Annotated in this window: 9 protein-coding genes and 1 pseudogene; 5 read left to right on the top strand and 5 right to left on the bottom strand. The window is 45.9% G+C overall.

What is annotated here, in order from left to right:
• Positions 1–824: 824 nt before the first annotated feature.
• The gene (locus tag QZ938_RS05280) at positions 825–1,574 is read right to left on the bottom strand and encodes a pentapeptide repeat-containing protein (RefSeq protein ID WP_293151821.1); all 750 of its coding nucleotides are present in this window, start codon (positions 1,572–1,574) and stop codon (positions 825–827) included.
• Positions 1,575–1,594: 20 nt separating this feature from the next.
• Positions 1,595–2,239: a hypothetical protein gene (locus QZ938_RS05275; RefSeq protein WP_293151824.1), complete on the bottom strand. Its 645-nt coding sequence runs from the start codon at positions 2,237–2,239 to the stop codon at positions 1,595–1,597.
• A 377-nt stretch (positions 2,240–2,616) separates the two neighbouring features.
• Here QZ938_RS05275 and QZ938_RS05270 point away from each other — a divergent pair, with 377 nt between their 5' ends.
• Positions 2,617–2,937: a WGxxGxxG family protein gene (locus QZ938_RS05270; RefSeq protein WP_293151827.1), complete on the top strand. Its 321-nt coding sequence runs from the start codon at positions 2,617–2,619 to the stop codon at positions 2,935–2,937.
• Between the two features lie 176 nt (positions 2,938–3,113).
• On the opposite strand, the pseudogene QZ938_RS05265 reads toward QZ938_RS05270, so the two are convergent.
• Positions 3,114–3,348, bottom strand: a pseudogene (locus QZ938_RS05265) (helix-turn-helix domain-containing protein); the annotation flags it as partial.
• Between the two features lie 344 nt (positions 3,349–3,692).
• Between QZ938_RS05265 and QZ938_RS05260 the strand changes: the two are divergent.
• Positions 3,693–4,448: a DUF561 domain-containing protein gene (locus QZ938_RS05260; RefSeq protein WP_293337880.1), complete on the top strand. Its 756-nt coding sequence runs from the start codon at positions 3,693–3,695 to the stop codon at positions 4,446–4,448.
• Positions 4,449–4,629: 181 nt separating this feature from the next.
• Here the strand turns inward: QZ938_RS05260 and QZ938_RS05255 are convergent, their stop codons facing one another.
• A complete protein-coding gene (locus tag QZ938_RS05255; RefSeq protein ID WP_293348393.1) occupies positions 4,630–5,292 on the bottom strand; it encodes a hypothetical protein in 663 nt (220 codons plus the stop codon).
• Between the two features lie 84 nt (positions 5,293–5,376).
• Between QZ938_RS05255 and QZ938_RS05250 the strand changes: the two genes are divergently transcribed.
• The 3 genes from QZ938_RS05250 (at position 5,377) to dprA (ending at position 8,194) form a co-directional block, all read left to right on the top strand.
• A complete protein-coding gene (locus tag QZ938_RS05250; RefSeq protein WP_293337883.1) occupies positions 5,377–6,024 on the top strand; it encodes a DUF2301 domain-containing membrane protein in 648 nt (215 codons plus the stop codon).
• Positions 6,025–6,279: 255 nt separating this feature from the next.
• Positions 6,280–6,933 carry a YdcF family protein gene (locus tag QZ938_RS05245; RefSeq protein WP_293348396.1) on the top strand — a complete coding sequence of 218 codons (654 nt, stop codon included), beginning with the start codon at positions 6,280–6,282 and terminating at the stop codon, positions 6,931–6,933.
• Positions 6,934–7,042: 109 nt separating this feature from the next.
• Complete coding sequence (gene dprA / locus QZ938_RS05240) at positions 7,043–8,194, top strand: DNA-processing protein DprA (RefSeq protein ID WP_293348399.1); 1,152 nt, start codon at positions 7,043–7,045, stop codon at positions 8,192–8,194.
• 290 nt (positions 8,195–8,484) lie between these two features.
• Here the strand turns inward: dprA and QZ938_RS05235 are convergent, their stop codons facing one another.
• Complete coding sequence (locus QZ938_RS05235; RefSeq protein WP_293348402.1) at positions 8,485–15,987, bottom strand: DUF4347 domain-containing protein; 7,503 nt, start codon at positions 15,985–15,987, stop codon at positions 8,485–8,487.
• Positions 15,988–16,097 lie beyond the last annotated feature (110 nt).

The raw sequence follows: 16,097 nt of genomic DNA, 5'->3' as shown, positions 1-16,097 counted from the left end.
TAGGCTTGACAGTATTCGTCTACAAAACTGACTGTAGGGACTGGTTCGCGGGGTACTACCATACATTTTAACTATTTGACGGCTTCAGGAATATTATACTATGGCTAAAGTGATGAAAGAGCGTTAGTCCTGATTTACTCGAAGTCACAGAAAGGACTGAAGTCCTCACTACGAACCTTGATTACCGATGAGAAAATTGGTTTGTAGTAAGGACTTTAGTCCTGATTTACTCAGAGTCACAGAAAGGACTGAAGTCCTCACTACGAACCTTGATTACCGATGAGAAAATTGGTTTGTAGTAAGGACTTTAGTCCTGATTTACTCGAAGTCACAGAAAGGACTGAAGTCCTCACTACGAACCTTGATTACCGATGAGAAAATTGGTTTGTAGTAAGGACTTTAGTCCTGATTTACTCAGAGTCATAGAAAGGACTGAAGTCCTCACTACGAACCTTGATTACCGATGAGAAAATTGGTTTGTAGTAAGGACTTTAGTCCTGATTTACTCGAAATGAAAGAAAGGACTGAAGTCCTCACTACGAACCTTGATTACCGATGAGAAAATTGGTTTGTAGTAAGGACTTTAGTCCTGATTTACTCGAAATCATAGAAAGGACTGAAGTCCTCACTACGAACCTTGATTACCGATGAGAAAATTGGTTTGTAGTAAGGACTTTAGTCCTGATTTACTCGAAGTCATAGAAAGGACTGAAGTCCTCACTACGAACCTTGATTACCGATGAGAAAATTGGTTTGTAGTAAGGACTTTAGTCCTGATTTACTCGAAGTCACAGAAAGGACTGAAGTCCTCACTACGAACTTACTTATGGTGAAACAATGCTGCCGTCAGGCATGATTGTTTCTTTCAAATGAGCGCCGTCGAGATTAGCTCCCGCCAAATTTGCTCCTCTGAGATTTGCCCCTGTCAAATTCGCCCCTCTCAAATCAGCTTTACCGAGGTTTGTCCAGCGGAAATCGGCAGCACTCAAGTCCGCAAAACAGAGATTTGCCCTAAAAAGATATGCTCCCGTGAAGTGAGCTTCCCCGAGGTTGGCTTTAGATAAATTGGCTGCGTAAAAATGTGCTTCAATCAATTCGGCTTGATTGAGATTGGCTTGACTCAGATTAGCATGATTGAGGTTCGCGCCGATCGCATTAACTCGAAACATTGCCGCCCCGATTAAATTCGCATCTCCTAAATCGGTTTGTTGGAGAATCGCACCACTGATGTCCGCCCCAATTAGATTAGCACCGCTCAAATCTGCCCCCCGGAGGTCTGCACCTCGGAGATTGGCTCCCGTTAAATTCGCTTTAACTAATTTAGTATCGAGGAGTTGTGCTCCAGCAAGATTTGCTAAACTGAGATTAGATTCAGCGAGGTTTGCTGTAATTAATTTAGCCTTAAACAAGTCTGTTTTAAAAAGGTTAGACCGCCAAAGATACGCACCTCTAAGATTTGCTTCGGCGAGGTTAGCTTCGCTCAGATCCGGTTCGAGGTTTGGGTTGAGATTTCTCCATTCAATCCAAGTAACTGCACCTTTTTTTAGCAGCGCTAAATGCTGTGTATTTGCCATAATTGCATCTCCTATAACCCCTATTCCTTGCGACCAAAAATTGCTGGATTTTCGCGACCAGATACGCTTTCCACCGCCGCAATTGCTGCCTGGGAACCTGCTATAATATCTCGTTCTGCTCCGCCGAGGTAAAGCCGTCCGAAACTACCGACAGCCTGAACCTCTAGGATGTTAATAGATGCACCTTTTTCTGCTTCATTGGCTGCCAGCGCTGCATAGGCGGCCGGTTCTACTTCTAAGACGTAAAGCGTTTGTCCCGCCAGCAACAACTGTCCGCGCCTGCTGCGGTTGATTAATTGCGTTTGGTGGGGGTCGATGTTGCGAATAATTTGACTGGAAATGACTCGCGGTTTGATACATTCTTCTCTACGGACTCCGATGAATTCTAGAATTGCTTTGCCGGCGGCCCTGGTTTCGCCCTGCTGGCCCGAGTGTACTTCCAGCAAGCCGTACAGGCGCTCGACTATCTGCACTCCAGGGCGCACCGAGGCTGATTTGAGGGCGACATCGGTAATTCGGTTAATTTCGATGCCAGGGGAGATTTCTATCCACAGCGACGCATCCCCCGGCAGTGGCAAGAATCCGGCGGCGACTGTGCCGATGTATGCTGCGTGCTGTGGCTGCAAGTTGTCTAGAAATACGTAGCTGCGTAGCTCTATTCCCAATTTGTTTTAATCTCCGTCGATCGAGCTTTTGTTGTCTGTGCAATATCTGAGTTTACCTTTTTTTGTCAACAGTACATTGTCTGTATGATTTTTGACGGTTGACGGTTGACGGTTGACGGTTGACGGTTGACGGTTGACGGTTGACTGTTTGAACAATACCGATGCGGCCGGAAACGATATGAGATTCGCCCCGCGAAGTGACGTTTTGGGCTTTGCGAGCTATGTTTAATTTCGTATGACCACTAAAAATTTGATATCAATCTGTAGTAATAGCTGGAGTTTATCAATCTTTACTGCTACAGGTGGATTTAACTTTGAAAGGCGATCGATATAGTGATGATAGTTAAAGATTTTTGCCAACAGAGAGCATTTGAATTATGAAACGTTCTGATTTATCCAAAGCAATCGGTGCAGGTATTATCGCTGCTGGTTTAGCCATTTTACCAGCTCATCTGCCGACTTCGGCTCAGACAAATACAGCTCCGGGTACTAACAGCAGAGACACAACTACTACTACCACTACTCCTCGCTCCGGTGTCTACAGTGCCCAGAACGATCGCGATTTTGATTGGGGATGGTTGGGATTGCTCGGCTTATCTGGCTTGTTGGGTTTGATGCCCAAAAAACGCGAAGAAAATGTCCGCTACACCACTACAACTGGCGATCGCGATCCAGCAGTTCGTACAGATTACCGCTAATCCTAGAGTATAACGGGCTGTGGGCCTGATGCAGGGACAGGATGTTTTAACCTGTCCGAATAGCGCCAACAATCATCAAAAAACCTCCATCTGTGAGGTTTTTTTATTAGATACGCTCGGCAATCAATTGGTTCGTAGTGAGGACTTTAGTCCTCGAACAAGAGATGACTAAAGTCCAATGGCACTGAAGAAACAGCGTTGAGAAAATCTAATTCCTCAGTTTTTTTCCATTCAGTTAACATTGAAGAAGTTTCAGCGTATCCTACCCGTTTTTGTTCTGCGTACCAAGCTTGGGTCCTTGCAGCTAAAGCACGGTTGTAGACTAAACGAGTACAACAAGAAAGTGCGTCGCAACAAACTTTCTTGTTCCGGCGTTGGGTAGAATCGATAGCTGAAGGCTTTTAGTGTCACACTTACAGTGTAACGCCTAAATTGTAAAATGTGCGTAAGTTCTCGTAACTTTTGTAAAGCCGTCGAACGAAGGACGGGGTTTTAGACCCAAATTTCTGATAAAAAATATAGTCCTGGACGCATAACCGACGTATGTAAGGAGCTTAGGCTGCACCTTATCGCTAAGCCCAAGTGCATTTAAATTGTATAGTCAAATTTAACAAAACTCTTGTGGGGTGGGCCAGAAAGCCCGCTCAAAAAATAGAATTTAGATGCGGAACAGCTTATTAAGAATTAAAAATCAAAATTTGTTCTAATCCATGTCAAAATGAGTCTAACAAATTTTTTGAGTTGGAAGGCTAACGATGAGTGTAACTCCTAAATTGCAGCGCGCATTTGAGCAAGGCCGCGCCCTGAAAATTATCAGCGGTTTAAATAATTTTGATGCAGCCAACGTTGCGGCTGTAGTCAAAGCAGCGGATCTCGGCGGTGCTTCCTTTGTCGATATTGCTTGCGATCGCGATTTGGTATTGATGGCAAAACAGTTGACAAATTTGCCAATTTGTGTATCGGCTGTGGAGCCAGAAAAGTTTGTGGCTGCGGTAGAAGCAGGCGCTGATTTGATTGAAATTGGCAACTTTGATGCTTTCTACGCTGTAGGGCGCCGTTTTGAAGCTTCTGAAGTTTTGGAGTTGACTCGCCAAACGCGATCGCTATTTCCGAACATCACTCTTTCTGTAACAGTTCCCCACATTCTGACACTGGACAAACAAGTACAGTTAGCAACAGAATTGGTCAAAGCAGGCGCTAGCATCATCCAAACCGAAGGCGGCACCAGCGCCCAGCCAATTCACGCCGGAACTTTGGGATTGATTGAAAAAGCAGCGCCTACTTTGGCCGCAGCCTTTGAAATTTCCCGCGCCGTACAAGTCCCCGTACTCTGCGCTTCGGGCATCTCCAGCGTCACTGCACCGCTGGCTATTGGCGCCGGCGCTGCGGGTGTTGGCGTCGGTTCTGCTGTAAGCCAACTTAACAGCGAAGTGGCGATGATTGCTGCTGTTCGCAGTTTAGTTGAAGCTTTGGCAAAAGTCGAGCGATCGCACTTTGCTGCTTCAATCTAATTAAGAAGGAAGAAGGAAGAGTTGACAGTTGACAGTTGACAGTTGACAGTTTTCAGAGGGAAGAGGGAAGAAGGAAGAGTTGACAGTTGACAGTTGACAGTTGACAGTTTTCAGAGGGAAGAGGGAAGAGGGGAGAAGGAAGATTTTTCCCCCTCTCCCAATCTCCCAATCTCCCTCTTCCTTAATAATTAATCCACCACACGGAATAATCATGTAATAAATGATTGTTTGGGGGGATATCATCAACTGATTCTAACTCTGCTAAACGCAACATAAACTTTTTGCGATCGCCAACGCGCTGAACTTCCACAAATATGCCGTCTTCCTGAATAGAAAAATCTTCCAACCGATGAATTGTGAATTTATCAGTATAAGAAGGTTGAGTTTTTTTGAGCCTTGCATATTCTTTTTTAGTGCCAAAACCCATAATATACTCTTCTTCCCATTCAAACTCTTCTATGCCAGTAACATGGCACGGAACTTGAAAATTTTGCTTGAGGTAGTCTAAATATTTGATTGTATTTTTAAGATCGGCATTGATTTTTTTGTTTCCCAGGATTCTTCTAATCTTACTTTCAAATTGACTGCCATTAAATGGGTTGTTTTCATCGAGATCGGCGAAGATTTCTGGCTTGAAGGTGCCTCCTAATTCTGGTAATTCGGCAAGCAAGCGCTGCAAGTCGTTTAGCGGTTTCGGTCTTCTACCTGCTACAATGGTTTCATCAAGCTGAACTAAAGGAAGTTCGGATTCTGAAGGAAGGGATTTGCTTTGATTTGGGCGATCGTCAACTTGAGACTTGTTAACTTTAGGCTGGTTAACTTTAGGTTTGTTAAATTTGGGCATCGCTCGGTCTCGCTGTATCGGTTTATCAATAAAGTATATCTTGGTAGAAGTACATTCGTGTCTGATAAATAGGAGGAAGCTGTGATGCAATTATTAAAATCGCCTGATGAATCGGCAGTCTATCAAGGGCAATTCGGCGAGTTTACGATTACCGAAAGCGATCGCGCGGGAGTGCTGATCTACCGCGCGGGATTGGGGGTGGCGGCGCTGTGTTTGGCGGTGGGTGCTACTCTGGTGTTGCAACAGGGCGACAACGCAATGGCAATTCAAGCTGTAACGCCTGTTTTTGCGTGTTTCTGGATAGCTTTAGGCGTTAGTTTGGCAACTATTCACATTTACATGATAGCGCTGCATCGCACGTTACAGGTGTTTTGGGCGATCGGCGGCGCGGCAGCACTGTTTGTCGCTTTACAAAGTAGCGAACCTTTGGCTTTGGCGGTGTACGAACATCCAGCGACTTTGTGGGGAATTGGCTTTACTTTTGCTGCCTTAAATGGCATCTTTTTTAAAGAAGCTTTCTGCTTTAACCGCCTAGAAACTAAGTTTTTGACTCCGGGAGTTCCACTATTACTTTTAGGACATATTTTTGGCTTCTTGACACCGGAAAATGAACAGTTGCTGCTGGGACTTTGGGCGATATTGTTCATCATTTTTGCTGTCCGCAAGTTTTTTCAACCTATCCCCCAGGATATCGGCGATAAGAGCGTTTTTGAGTATCTCAAACACAAATAATTTGGGAATGGGGAATAGGCATAGGGAATAGGGCATAGGGCATAGGCAAAACCGGCCAAGAGCAAAACCGGCAAAACCGGGCATAGGGCAATTTTATAAATTTCTCACAGTCTCACTATTTCCCTCTTCCTAAAACCATTGGTATTGTTGCTTCTTCTTTCTTCTTCCTGATAACTGACATCCGTTACATCTGTTACATCCGTTACATCCGCTACAGAATCCGTTGCCGAACTTCCTTCTTCCTTCTGCTATAAAATGAAAATTCGTCTGATCCGCCGCCGAGAAATGTGGGCAATTACCTGGGAAGGTTGGGTAATTGCGATCGCAGGTTTAATCATTACAATGGTCTTAATTCTCACAAATATTCATCCATTTTTGGCGGTAAATGCGCCGATTAAAGCAGATATACTGGTTGTGGAAGGCTGGTTGCCGGATTATGCAGTCGAAAGTGCGATCGCAGAATTCAACAAAGGCGGATACCGGAAATTGGTGACAACCGGGCTTCCGGTAAGTAAGGGCCACTATCTCGCCCAATATAAAAATTATGCTGAACTGACCGCCGCGACTTGTATTGCGCTAGGATTTGATAAGAACAAAGTGGTAGCTGTACCCGCACCGAGTGTTGTGAAACACCGCACTGCTGCTTCTGCGATCGCACTTCGAGATTGGCTAGCTACTTCTGCCCTAAAAGTGGACTCAATCAATCTTTATTCTATTGGCACTCACGCCCGCCGTAGTTGGATGGTTTTTCAAGAAGTGTTGAATCCTGAGATTAAAGTCGGGATTATAGCTGCGGAATCGCAAGATTATAACTCACAAGAATGGTGGAAATCGAGCGCAGGTTTCCGGACTGTGACTGGGGAAATCATTGCTTATATTTATGCCAGTTTTGTCGGTTGGAAAGCTTAGGTACGTTGTTGGGCTTCAGCCCTCTTTAGACTTATAGACAAAGAGGGCTAAAGCCCAACAACGTACCTTAAATGATAAAATTATTCTCAGATAAATTGAGGGCAAGTCGTTGCTAGAAGAACGCGCTTACTGGTTAGCATGGTCACAGATTAATGGTATCGGGCCGATTTTGTTGCAAAGATTGCACCAACATTTTAAGACTTTGGCAGAAGCTTGGATGGCGAAACCAGTTGATTTAATGCGAGTAGAAGGGTTTGGCAAGCAGGTAATTGATACCACTGTGCAAGAACGATCTAAACTCAATCCTGAAGAATTTATTGAGAAACATCTCATTAACAATCCCTGTTTCTGGACACCCGCAGATCGGGATTATCCCAGCTTGTTATTAGAAATTCCCAGCCCGCCGCCGGTGCTGTATTATCGCGGTTTAGTCGATCGCAAAGAGAATCAAGGAATTACGCCGACGGTGGCAATTGTTGGGACTCGCAGTCCTTCGGAATACGGCCGCCGCTGGACTCGTAAAATTAGTGTGGCTTTGGCTAAAAATGGTTTTACTGTTGTTTCGGGATTTGCGGCGGGCATTGATACGGAGGCTCATACAACCTGTTTGGAGGCGGGAGGCCGGACTTTGGCTGTTTTTGGCACTGGGGTTGATATCGTTTATCCTAAGCCAAATGAGCGGTTGTACGATCGCCTCATGCAGCAGGGACTGGCAATCAGCGAATATCCCGCAGGCACTCAACCGAATAAAACAAATTTTCCGCGCCGAAATCGGATAATTGCTGGCTTGAGTCGCGCTACAATTGTGATTGAAGCTCCGCAGAAGTCGGGGGCGTTAATTACTGCTTATCAAGCTAATGAGTTTTGTCGCGATGTGTATGTTTTGACGGGAAGGTTGGATGATGAGCGATCGTTTGGTTGTTTGGAATTGCTGAGTAAAGGTGCTCATCCGATTCTCCCGAATAGCGATCGACTTTTAAGTGAAGACAGGTTGTTGGAAATGCTCGGAGCTATCCCAAAATTGGATAGCGCGCAGCAGTTGTCGTTGTTTCCGACAAATCCAGCCCCTGAAAAACAAGAGCCGCTATTGGATGGGGAGTTGGCTGTAGTGTTAAAAGCTTTGGGTTCGGGGCCGAATTCTCTTGATACAATTGTGGAGGCTGCGGGATTGGAAGCGGGGACGGTTTCTGGTATTCTTTTGCAGTTGGAATTGTTGGGATTAGTTTCGCAACTGCCGGGTATGCGATATCAGCGCTGTTGATTTGAGATGTTAGAAAACTCGGCGGTTGAAGAGGTATGTTGTTGGGCTTCAGCCCTCTTTCCTGATATTAGCAAAGAGCGCTGAAGCGCAACTACGTTGTTGATTTGAGATGTTAGAAAACTCGGCGGTTGAAGAGGTATGTTGTTGGGCTTCAGCCCTCTTTCCTGATATTAGCAAAGAGCGCTGAAGCGCAACTACGTACCTTTCCGGAGCGCTGAAGCGCAACTACGTACCTTTTTTGTCTGACGACAAACTAAGGAGAGTTAGGGGCGATAGAACCCAAATCGCTCTCAAATCAATCCGAAACTCCCTGCGGTAATACTCCCAGCAGAAACTCCACTGATAGAAGCCAAAATCTCTCCAGTTTGGGCAAACCGAATTAATGTTACACCGCTATCTTGGCTCATAGCCAATTGCGAGAAAGTCAGCCCGTTACCCAATACTAAGAAGTCTTTACCAAATTCAAAATCGGTAATAGTATCAGTCCCAGAATTGGTGGAGAGTAGGAATTTATCGACTCCCATTCCTCCAATCAAAGTATCATTTCCCAAACCGCCATTGAGTAAATCATCGCCCTTACCTCCGTAAAGACTATCATTACCATCGCCGCCATTCAAATTATCAGCACCCCGGCCAGCATATAAGGCATCATCACCGCTATTTCCGAGCAAAGTATCGAAGCCTTTGCCGCCGAAAATAGTGTCATTTCCGGCAGCACCATCGAGGGAATCGTTGCCCCTCATGCCCATCAACACATCATTGCTGCTGGTGCCGGTGAGGATGTCATCGCCATTCGTACCGTTAATGCGATTCCCCGAATTGCTGGCTAAATCTGCATCGCCGGTAACAAGAGGAGTTGCAATCCCAGCAGGCAATGTTACTGCTTGAATTTTGCTATCCAAAGCAGCACCAGTATTGTCAGTAACTAACTGGGAAACTGGCTTGCTTCCGGCACCAACTGCTTTGAAGTCTTGAGTAGTTGCGCCCAAGGATACTTGTTGGACGCGGGCAACGGCTTGGGGAATTGATGTTGCTGTTGGGTTGGTGACGGCGGCATCAATGCGCTGATTGGCTGTTGCCATTACTGTCGCGGATTGCGAGGTAATAGAGGTGACTTTTTGAATGTTGAAACTGGGGTCAATCTGCTGGATTTTAGCAGCGGATTGCTGAATTATTGGTTCTAAGGCGGCTGGATTGCTGAGGTTTAAGATAGCACCGCCTTGAATTTTATCGCCCATTGAACTGACAACAGCTTTGACAATATCCTTGGTAGCTGCACTGGATGCACCGTCAATCAAAGCGACTGTTTGAGTGATGACGTTTTGGACTTTCACCATTGCTGCTAAGACTTGTACTCCCCCTGGTTGGTTGTTGTTGGTAGCTAAGATTGGATCTAAGCTAGTCAGGTCAACTTCGGCGGGGAGAGAAAGGGCGGCTTTGACTAAAGATTGCGCTTCTTCTGGTGCAATTCCTTTGTCGATCAAGTCAGCAACTAAGCTGGTTAGGAGGGTGACAACTGTGGAATCTGGTGGTGCGGTGACTGGTGTTTCTAGGGGTAAGCCGGTGGCGGTGTCAGTGCCTCCGATGGCAACTATATTGCCTTCGGATGGATCGATTTCTCCGTTTTTGTTGGTGTCGAAAATGTCGAAGGGGATGTTGAGATTAAAGCTACCGTCGCTGTTAGTAATGGTGGATGGTTCGTTGGTGTCTTTGATGCCGTTTTTGTTGGCATCGAGGAAGACAGTTGCACCGGAAATGTAGCCGTCGATTACCCAGCGACCATCTTTTGTTGTTACTTTGAAAGTCTGTTCGCTACTAGCACCGTAAGAGTCTGTAGCTATTAACTTTACCTGAAAAGGTTGTGCACCGCTTGGGGGAGTTCCGATGAACCGGATCTCGTTTGTCGGGGGGTTAAATTGAAGTCCGAGCCAATTGATGTTTGAGTTATTACTCAGTTCTAAAGGACTGCCATCAAGTAGAGTTAATCGGTAGGAAATCAAGTCGCCATCGGGGTCAGTGTACACATCTTTGATGGCTTGATTAAACTCACTGTACCTCCCACTTAAACGAATTTTTTCTTGTGGAGGAAGATTGCTGGCTGTAAAACTCCCTTCTGTGGCAAACTGTGAACCTGCCCAAGCAGTATCAATTGCTTGTACGCTCCAATAATATGTCTTATCTGGAGACAAGTCTTTGAGTTGCCACTGGGTGTTTTGACTAACATTCCCCAACCCCACCAGTTGACGAGTTCCATCGGCAAGATACGACATCGGGGAAAGAATATCTTGACCTCCTGGTGTCGTCCCAACTCGCAGGTTGTAGCTTAAACCATCAGCACGAGTCTCAGCATCAGTTGCTTTATTCCACTTAAGAGTCACATTTCGGCCAGAAGGTAAATTTGATAGCCCTGTGGGTGCTGTGGGGAGAGTGTTGGCTTTAGATGTGTTGTTGCGGAAGACTTTGGTAAAGAAGTCGTTTTCGTTGAATCCTCCAGAGAAGCCGTTGCTTGGTGCATCACCCGTGAATAGGATATCCAATTTACGATCGTTGTCGTAGTCTCCCCAAACAGCCTGGGAATAGTTACCACGATCAAGCTGTTGCTTTGCGCCACTGTCGATTAGTGCGCCACTGTCGATAAAGCTGTTTGGGCCAGTAAAGCTGTTTGGGTTAGAAAAATTGCCTTTGTTTTGATAGACTTTGGCGACCATTGTTACTGAACTTTCGCCATTTTGTCGATCGACACCAGTACCTAGGATATCCAGAAGCCCGTCATTGTCGTAATCTCCCCAAGCAGCGCGATTTAAATAAGGTATCTGTGCGCCGATGTCTTCAAACTTGGCAGACCCATTATTTTCACGAGTGCTGTTTTGGTAGACTTTGGTGAAAGACGGCTGCGAAAAACTACCAGTGCCTGCGAGCAAAATATCCAGTTGACCGTCATTGTTGTAGTCTCCCCAGGCCATATAAACCGCCTGACCGCCAGAACCAGGCAATTCTAGACCAGTATCTTTAAAAACTCCATCGCCCAAATTGCGGTAAAGTTTGGCACTGTACCTGGAGTTGTACTGTTGTGAATCTTTTACATTGACAAGGATATCGAGTTTGCCATCGTTGTCGTAATCAGCCCAATTCCCAGAACTGGTAACACCGCCTGTTTCGCCCTCAGAAAATAGCCGTCCGGGAATTACTAAATCGGGACGTTGTTCATCAAGACGTGCTTTGCTGTCTTTAAATTGGTCTAGACCGATCGCGCCTGTATTGCGGTAGAGGGTTGTATTCATCCAGTCCGCAGGGCCAACAGGTCTTTTATTAGCGAAGAGATCGGAACGCCCATCATTGTTGTAATCTGCCCAACTGGATCGATAAATATCGTAGGAGATATTATCGTAGAAGATTTCGGAGTCAGGTAGAGATGTCTCAAGGGTAAAACCCTTAACATCGGTGAGGTTGAGATCGTTGCGGTAGATTTTTTGCGGAGAACTATTATTGTTGCGATCTTCGTAGTCGATCGACGTGGCATCCAGCCACCCATCATTGTTGTAATCTCCCCAGGTTGGAACCTGGCCTGGTAAATCTCTTCGATTAGATTCGCTAAAGCCTTGACCGATGTTGTCGTAGATTCGGCTAGTTGGGGTAACTTTGTAGCCGTAGAAATCTTTGGTAATTACAGAGCCGCCGAGGATATCCAGTTTGCCGTCATTGTTGTAGTCTCCCCAGATGGCCGTATTCAAACCAGATATCGGAGTGTGCGTATTGGTGAAAAGTGGAATATCCGTAATTTGCACGATGGTAGAACTTTGAGTGCCAATATTCGCACTATCGGCACGATCGATCCGAAACGCGATTTCTTCTGTTTCCTCAACTAAATTGTCCGATAAGATATTAATTGTGAAACTTTTGGTATCTTCACCTGGGTTAAAGGTAAGTTGACCAGAGTAATTGACAAATTCCCAATCTTTGTCCACAGTAGCTGAGCCACCGGTAACAGGTTGTATGTAAACCGTGGAAAGTTTGTCTAAATTTCCAGTGCGAGTGAGAGTAATTTGTCTCTGAAAGACTCCTGGAGGAATTTCAGTTAATGTGTAAGTAGGTTGGGAAAAACTTATCGTGGGATCGTTAGGACTAGCAATCTGATCGTTAGAACTCGGTATTCCGGGCCTCCTAAATATGTTTGGCCTTGGTATCGGTGTCGGTGTCGGAGTGACGGATGTTGTCGGTGTCGGAGTCGGAGTAACTGATGTTGTCGGTGTCGGAGTCGGAGTAACTGATGTTGTCGGCGTTGGAGTCGGAGTAACCGATGTTGTCGGCGTTGGAGTCGGAGTAACCGATGTCGTCGGTGTCGGAGTCGGAGTAACCGATGTCGTCGGTGTCGGAGTTGGAGTAACCGATGTCGTCGGTGTCGGAGTTGGCTCTGGTGTTGGTGTCGGAGTTGGTTCTGGTGTTGGTGTTGGTGTCGGCGCTACATCGTTATCAGCGATCGCCACAACCACCCCAGCAACCACAATCCCGTTATACTTAGCATCGCTGCTCGTCACATTGTGAGTAATATTCCCGCTGTGTGCACCTTCGACGATCGCATCATCAACAGCTATCACCGTAACCGGTTGAGCGATATTCCAAGTGTTGGGAGTGAAAGTTATAGGCGCGATCGCATCAATCTGATTACCTGTTGTAAGAGTGATGGTGACAGGTGCGATCGGCTGCGATTTCAGCACCGCACTGTACGTACCATTTGCACCGCCTTCTGTAGCAGTTGTTTCAGCAACACTAATAGAAACACCAGCCGAATCATTGTCCTTATTGCTAATACCAACATCCGCTACATCTTTGTTGCTGTAATTCGGATCTGTACTAACACTAGCTGCCGTAATAACTTTGTACTCAATATCGCCGTCAGCAATACTGTCATCAACCCCAGTTACTGTCACCGATTGCACTATATTCCAGTTGTCAGGACTGAAAGTTACGCTGTTAGCAGAAAGTGTTCCCTCTGCTGTATTGGAACTGTTCAAATTGACAACCACGATAGCTGTAGGTTTAGTATTCAGAGCAAACTGAAAGTTAGCCTTGCTACCATCTTCGCCGGTAGTTAATCCAGCCGTAGGACTCACCGTAATTCCTGGAGTTTCATTGTCACTGTTGGTGACTGTGACATCATCAGGATTGAGATTGTTGTAATTAAGATCAGTGCTGACAGCAGCCGCCGTGATAATTTTGTAAACTACATTCCCATCAGCTACCAAATCGTCAACACCAGTCACCGTAATTGTTTGCTGTTGACTGTAGTTAGCCGGAGTGAAAGTTACGCTATTAGTTGAAACTGTTCCTTCGGCAACATTGGAACTGTTTAGGGCGAAAGAAACGTCAGCAGTTGGTTGTGAATTGAGTTTGACTGTGAAACTAGCTTTACCGCCGAGTTCAGTCGTTGATATTGCATTTGGACTAACCGTAAAGCCGGCAGTGTCATCATTTTTGATGGTAGCCGTAGCGGTAGCCGTCGCAATAGTCGGTGCGCCACCCGGTGAAACTGAATTTGATAAAGTAATGGTAACTGTTTCATCCGGTTCGATTTCGGCATCTCCCAACACATCCAAACTAATAGTTTTAGAGGTTTCGCCCGCAGCAAAACTGATTTTGCCAGTGGTAGCCGTTGCGCCAGAAGTGCCGCCGATGTTGTTGTAATCAGTGCCGTTGGTAGCAGTACCGGCGATCGTATAATCTACGGTACTCCCAAGTTCTGTGCTGCCGCTGCGAGTAATCGTAAATGCGGCCGGAGTTTTCCCGGAATTGCCTTCGATAACGCTGGGATTGTTGGCTGCAATAGTATAAGAACTATTCCTGTCCAATATTGCCACTTTTACTTGATTGCTGGAACCGCTACCCGAACCAGTAACGGCAGTGCCACCTGTAATTTTGCCAAAATTGAGAACTATTTGTTCGGTGTCAACGATATTGTCAGCTTTAATCGTGATTGCAATATTCTGGGTGAGAGTAGTAGTGTTAGCAGGAAAAGTTAGGGATGTAGTTGAAAGAGTGTAATCTGCACCTTGAGTAGCATTGCTACTTGGATCGATGACAATTGGTACAACTACATCGCCGAAAGAACTGCTGTTGCTGATAGTAATGGGGACATTAATTACAGTGTCGGTAGCGCCTTCATTTATGTTATAAGTGTTGCCTATTTTGGGCGTGACAAAAGATACCGTACTTGGTGTATTTAGCAGGATTGAAACGTTGTTGTCTGAGAAGTTGGTTGCAGCAATGTCCGGCCTGCTATCTCCATCAATATCCTTCACCATAACGGAAGAGGGATAAGAATTAGAAGAACCTACCGGAAAGTCGATGGGAGTGCTAAATTCACCATTGCCTTTTCCCAACAGAACAGACACGGCTTTAGCTGTACCGTTAGTCACGGCCAAATCTGACTTGCCGTCACCGTCGATATCTCCGGCAGCCAGGAAAGTTGTATCCACTGCTAAACTGGGAGCAGTGGTAAAAGTTCCAGGGGTTTTTTGTAACAGAATTGAGACGTTTTTAGAGGTAAGATTAGCTACAGCCAAGTCGTCTGTATTGTCCGCGTCAAACTTCCCTACTGCGATCGAATACGGCCCTGTTCCCACTGGAATAGTTGGGCCATTAGTAAAGACTCCACTATTGTTTGCCAACAGAATTGAAACTGTGTTAGCGGTGCGACTTGCCACAGCTAAGTCGTCTTGTTTTCCGTCGCCATCAAAATCGCCCACGGCGATGGAAGTGGGCTGTAGTCCTACCAAAGAATTGACTGGTGCGCTAAAAGTTCCGTCGAGATTCTGCAATAGAATGGAGACGGCGCTATTAGTATTGGGGACGCCGGTGGCGCGAGTAGTCGCTACAGCTATATCTGTCAAGCCATCGCCGTTAAAATCTGCCACAGCAATGTAATTAGCCCGACTCGTTGGGTTCAAAGATATATTAGTGCTTGAAGCTAAGCCACCTAAAAACAGTGTGAGAGAACCGTTGCCGTTATCGACAACTAAGCCGTCTCTGTTACTTCCGAAAAATCTGCCGATCGCGATCGCATTTCCTCCCTGGGCCAAGTTAGTAGCCGGATTGAAGCCTCCTGTGGCATTTCCTAATAAAATAGAGGTGCCAGAAGTGCCACCTCCGGCAGCATTGCTATTGGCAACAGCTAAGTCTTTGATGCCGTTGCCGTCAAAATCTCCTACATCAACGAAGACAGGATTTGTGCCGACGGGAAAGTTGGTAGCTGGCTTGAAACTACTCAAAACGTGATCGTAATTCGCCAATACTTCGGATTCAAATACCAGCGACGTTTCTATTTTCCCGGTGCTGATTTCCAGTTCCCAGTCCCCGCCTTTTGCTACACTTCCCGTGAGGTTTTGGGAAGCTGCAACACTAGCCCCGGTTGACTCACTCAAGCGTTTGACAAATGCTTTACCTGTCTCGCCTGCTGCTACGGAGCACCCGTACAGCAGGATATTCGATCGATTTTTGCTGAGTGGCGAAAACCACTGCTGTAGATCATGCCGATCGCCCTCTAGATCGTCTAAACTAAAGCTACCGTCGCCCAATTGCAAGCTACCCGGAGCACCGTGAGAAACGATGTGAATGCTGTCAATATTGGTACGAAGAGCTAAGATTTGAGTAATTTGTGGGATCGCATCCTTCTGCCCATCCAAAACGACTACTTCCGTACCCGGTGTTACTCCGGCTACTAAACTTTGATAATCTGGTACTCTTGTATCGATAAAGGCGATCGACTTTACTGAAACTGGAACATTTAAATTCGACATAATACACCTATTTGGGGTAAAAAAGACAACAATTCCCCTGTTTCGCAACTTGCGTGCGAAACTGTCTATCAATTTTGATTTACACAGACACGGGATTTCTGCGTAAAAAT

The organism is Microcoleus sp. CAWBG27 (genome assembly GCF_020883145.1).
In the GTDB taxonomy this organism is placed as follows: domain Bacteria; phylum Cyanobacteriota; class Cyanobacteriia; order Cyanobacteriales; family Microcoleaceae; genus Microcoleus.
The sequence above is the reverse complement of the archived record's forward strand: the minus strand, read 5'-3'. Positions and strand labels throughout refer to the sequence as shown.